Origin of the sequence: Mesorhizobium sp. M2A.F.Ca.ET.039.01.1.1, assembly GCF_003998035.1 — a bacterium.
In the GTDB taxonomy this organism is placed as follows: Bacteria; Pseudomonadota; Alphaproteobacteria; order Rhizobiales; family Rhizobiaceae; genus Mesorhizobium.
In genome coordinates this window covers 1-2795 of the sequence record NZ_RZRY01000755.1, presented here as the reverse complement: position 1 = coordinate 2795, position 2795 = coordinate 1, and the positions used below count along the sequence as shown (strand labels likewise).

Annotated in this window: 3 protein-coding genes; all 3 read left to right on the top strand. The window is 63.8% G+C overall.

Translation table 11 applies throughout. The annotated features are described in order from the left end of the window. Nucleotides 1–895: ABC transporter substrate-binding protein (locus tag EOA24_RS33160; RefSeq protein ID WP_133374737.1), on the top strand; the 895-nt coding region annotated here is incomplete at its 5' end. Between the two features lie 100 nt (nucleotides 896–995). Further along, complete coding sequence (locus tag EOA24_RS33155; RefSeq protein ID WP_126082452.1) at nucleotides 996–1769, top strand: ABC transporter ATP-binding protein; 774 nt, start codon at nucleotides 996–998, stop codon at nucleotides 1767–1769. Continuing rightward, nucleotides 1766–2521 carry an ABC transporter permease gene (locus tag EOA24_RS33150; RefSeq protein ID WP_126082451.1) on the top strand — a complete coding sequence of 252 codons (756 nt, stop codon included), beginning with the start codon at nucleotides 1766–1768 and terminating at the stop codon, nucleotides 2519–2521. Before EOA24_RS33155 ends, EOA24_RS33150 begins: the two co-directional genes overlap by 4 nt. The last annotated feature ends 274 nt before the right edge of the window (nucleotides 2522–2795 follow it).

The window sequence follows — 2795 nt, the reverse complement described above, 5'->3', positions numbered from 1 at the left end:
CGGCCAGATCGGCGATATCGCGGCCGTCGCCAACGGCTATTTCAAGGACGCTGGGCTGGAGGTCGAGTTCAGCCCCGGCGGCCCCAACGCGTCGACCGTGCCGCCGGTCATTTCGGGCGCCGCCCAGCTTGGGCAGTTCTCGGAAACGCCGCAGCTATATTCTGCCCGCGCCAGCGGCGTGCCGATCAAAATCATCGCCTGCGGCTTCCGTACCGGTCCTTACGCATTGACCTCGAAACCGGCCAAGCCGATCCGCAGTGTCTCCGATCTCAAGGGAAAGAAGATCGGTATCCAGCCGACGGCGCGCTTCGTCATCGACGAGATCCTGGCCAAGAACGGCATCGACCCGTCGGAGGTGACCATCGTCAATGTCGGCTTCGACAAGGCGCCGCTGGTGCGCGGCGATGTCGACGCCATCGGCGGCTGGATCACCAACACCCAGGCGCTCAGCGTCGTCGGCGACGACCGCATCGACCTTCTGACGCGCGACCTCGGGCTAAGCTCCTACGCGGACGTCTATTTCGCTACCGACGCGGCAATCGAAAAGGATCCTGAGACGCTGGCGAAGTTCATCGGCGCCGTCGGCAAAGGCTGGGGCTGGGTGCATGCCAATCCGCAGGAAGCGGTCAAGAAGATGGTCGCCGCCTATCCGGAAATGGATCTTGGCTGGGAGGAAAAGACCGTCAATCTGGTGCTGAAACTCTCCTTTGACGGCGCCACCGCCAAGGACGGCTGGGGCACGTTCGACCCAGCCTCGATAGAGGAGCAATTGGCGCTGCTCGACAAGGTTGGCCAGTATCCAAACGGTCGCCCGGCGGCCGCCGATGTCTACACCACCAAGATACTCGAACTCTCGGCAGCCGACCGGCCCAAGCTCGACGCGCCCGCCGCGTAAAGCATGATCTCAAGAGGTGGGAACCGGCTTTTGGAAAAAGTCATGCTCCAACTAAGAGTTAGATCAGCATGACGGTCCAATCAGACGTTGTGCTGATCTAATGCCGCACGCGATCGAAGCGCGACGGCTGGATGTCGGCTATGGCGGCCGGCAGACGGCCGTCAAAGTGCTCGCCGGCCTCGACCTCACCGTCGAGGCCGGTTCCTTCCTGTCGATCCTGGGCCCGTCAGGCTGCGGCAAGTCGACCTTGCTCAGGGTGGTGGCCGACCTGCTCGATCCGCTCGGCGGCACGATCAGCGTGCTTGGCGAGACGCCGCATACGGTGCGCTCGCGGCGCGATGTCGGCTTCGTCTTCCAGGATTCGACCCTCCTTCCCTGGCGCACGGTGCGCGACAATGTGCGCTTGCCGCTTGGCGTCGGCCTGCGCAGCCTGACACGCAAGATCGAGGATCGCAGCACGGAACTGCTTGAATTGATGGGGCTCGGCGCCCTCAGTGAGCGCCTGCCGCACCAGCTCTCCGGCGGCCAGCGCCAGCGCGTGGCGATCGCGCGCGCCCTGCTCGGCGAACCGAAACTGCTTCTGATGGACGAACCCTTCGGCGCACTGGACGAGATCACGCGCGACCGATTGAACGATGAGCTGTTGGCGCTCTGGCGGCGCAGCGGCACGACCATCCTCTTCGTCACCCATTCGATCGCCGAAGCCGCCTATCTCGGTGAGCGCGTCATCGTGCTGGCCGCCAATCCGGGACGTGTCTTGAAGGACCTCGACATGCGGCCTCTCAAGCAGGAAGGCAATCGCTGCAAGCGCGAGGATGCGGCGATCGTCGCCGCCATGGCCGATCTGCGAACGGCGCTGGAGCGCGCATCGTGAGACAGGCGCCGCTCTCCCCGCACATGACGGCCGCGCTCCCCGTTCTCGGCGCGGCTTCGATCCTGCTCGCCTGGCAATATCTTTTGCCGTTGCTCGGCGTGCCCGCCTATATCGTGCCGACACCGACGGCGATTTTCGGCGTCTTCCAAAGGAATTTTGCGCTCCTCATCGACAATCTGCGGCCGACGCTGATCGAGGCGCTGGCCGGCTTCGTCATCGGCAATCTCGCTGCCGTGCTGCTGGCCGTGCTCTTCGTCCACAGCCGCGTCCTGCAGGCGGCCTATTTCCCGATCGTGCTCTTCTTCAACACCATCCCCATCCTGGCGCTGTCGCCGATCATCATCCTGATCTTCGGCCTCGGCATGACTCCGAAGATCGTCATCGCCGCGGTGATCTGCTTCTTCCCGACGCTGGTGAACATGATCCGCGGCCTCGATTCGGCCAGCGACAACGAACACGAGCTGTTCCGGGTGCTGTCGGCGACGCGCTCGGAGATCTTCTGGAGCCTGCGCCTGCACCGTGCTCTGCCGATGTTGTTCTCGTCACTCAGGATCGCGTCGGCCACCGCCGTGATCGGCGCCATCGTCGGCGAGTGGATCGGCTCGGACAAAGGGCTCGGCGCGCTGATCATCCAGGCGACCTTCAACTATCAGTCCGACCGGCTCTACGCCGCGATCGTTCTTTCGTCATCGCTGTCGATCGCGCTGTTCTGCCTGGTGGTCCTCGTTGAGCGGCGGATCATTAGATATTGAGCCCCGGCCGCCCGTAGGGCCGCCCGAGTTAACAATAGCCTCCGATCAGGCATTCATCGCGCATTTAATCCGCCTGCTGTAGGATGCCGCAGCACAACCAAACCGGGAGACAATTCGTGTTAAGAACTTTTCACGTCTCGATCCGAGCAACGCTGGCCTTCATCTGCCTCGTCAGCTTGGCCGCGGCCGCTACGGCCCTGTTCCCTGCCACCGCGTCGGCGCAGCAGCTGCGGCGATGCGCGAATGAGGGCGGTATTTGCCGCCTGCCCTACCC

Coding starts and splice junctions, on each gene's coding strand:
- EOA24_RS33155 (WP_126082452.1), top strand. CDS start 996: ATGCCGCACGCGATCGAAGCGCGACGGCTGGATGTCGGCTATGGCGGC.